Here is a 1,582-nt window from a genome sequence, read left to right on the forward strand (position 1 = left end):
CCGCGGCGGCAGCCGGGTGGTCGTCGCCTACCGCGACGCACCCGAGTACGTCGCCGGGCGCGAGCGCTGGGCGTCGTACGAACGCGACGTCCTGCAGGCCCAGTTGTCCGTGGGTACGGCGGTTCGGGCTCCGGTCGACAGGCAGAGCGCCCTGGACCGCGGGGTCCTCGGGGCACTGGTGCGCACGGCCGAGGTCGTCGGCGACGTCGTCAGCGGCTACGGCTGGGTGAGCACCGACTTCGACAAGATCCCGCACTACCGGTACTGCTGGCCTCCGGTTCAGTAGGTCGACCAACGGGTCCGTAGCCTTGCCGGGTGAGGATGCGCGGACTGCTGGCCGACACCCGGCCCCTGCGCAACCAGCACTTCCGGCGGCTGTGGACCGCGAACATCATCACGGTCGTCGGCGCGCAGCTGACGGTCGTCGCCGTCCCGGCCCAGATCTACGCGCAGACCGGCTCGTCGGCGTACGTCGGCCTGACCGGGCTCTTCGGCCTGGTGCCGCTGGTCGTGTTCGGCCTCTGGGGCGGGGCGCTCGCGGACCACTTCGACCGGCGCACGCTGCTGCTGGTGACCACGACCGGGCTGATCGGCACGGCGGTGCTGTTCTGGCTGCAGGCCGCTCTGGGACTGGAGAACGTCTGGTTGCTGCTGTGCCTGTTCGCCGTGCAGCAGGCGTTCTTCGCGGTCAACCAGCCCACCCGCTCGGCCGTCCTGCCGCGCCTCCTCGAGCCCGACGAACTGCCGGCGGCGAACTCGCTGAACATGACGGTGATGCAGGCCGGTGCGATCGGCGGCCCCCTCGTGGCGGGCATCCTGATCCCGTTCGTCGGGTTCTCGTGGCTCTACCTCGCCGACGCGGTCTGTCTCTTCGCGACCCTGTTCGCGGTCATCCGCCTGCCGTCCCTGCCGATCCAGGGCGTGACCGGCACCCCCGGCCTGCGCTCGGTGATCGAGGGGATCACCTACCTGCGCACCCAGCCGGTGCTGATGATGTCCTTCGTCGTCGACATCATCGCGATGGTCTTCGGCATGCCGCGCGCGCTGTTCCCGCAGATCGCCCACGAGAGCTTCCTCGGACCGGAGGAGGGCGGGCTCGCGTTCGCACTGCTCTTCGCCGGAATCCCCGCAGGTGCGGTGATCGGCGGCGTGTTCTCGGGTTGGGTCTCGCGCGTCACCGGCCAGGGGCGCGCCGTGATCTGGTGCATCGTGGTGTGGGGCCTGGCGATGGTCGGGTTCGGCCTGGCGGTGTTCGGTGCCGACGAGCTCCCGGGCTCGCCGCACCTGTGGCTCGGGCTCGCTGTCCTCATGCTCGTGATCGGCGGCGCAGCCGACATGGCCTCGGCCGCGTTCCGCACGTCCATGCTCCAGAGCGCCGCGGCCGACGAGGTCCGCGGCCGGCTGCAGGGCATCTTCATCGTCGTCGTCGCCGGTGGACCACGCATCGCGGACGTCGCCCACGGCGCCACCGCTGCCATGGTGGGTACGGCGACCGCGGCTGCCGGTGGCGGCGTGCTCGTCGTCGTGCTGACCGTGGTGGCCGCGCTCGCGGTGCCGTCGTTCGTGCGCTACCGGGTCACGC

The 1,582-nt window shown here is 71.4% G+C and carries 2 protein-coding genes; both read left to right on the forward strand.

The window, feature by feature from the left end; translation table 11 throughout:
• Positions 1-286: hypothetical protein (locus ACOADB_RS13510; protein WP_378599400.1), on the forward strand; the 286-nt coding region annotated here is incomplete at its 5' end.
• A 35-nt stretch (positions 287-321) separates the two neighbouring features.
• The coding region (locus tag ACOADB_RS13515) for an MFS transporter (protein WP_378599409.1) at positions 322-1,582 on the forward strand (1,261 nt) is incomplete at its 3' end.

This window comes from Nocardioides sp. CPCC 206348 (assembly GCF_048654705.1).
In the GTDB taxonomy this organism is placed as follows: domain Bacteria; phylum Actinomycetota; class Actinomycetes; order Propionibacteriales; family Nocardioidaceae; genus Nocardioides.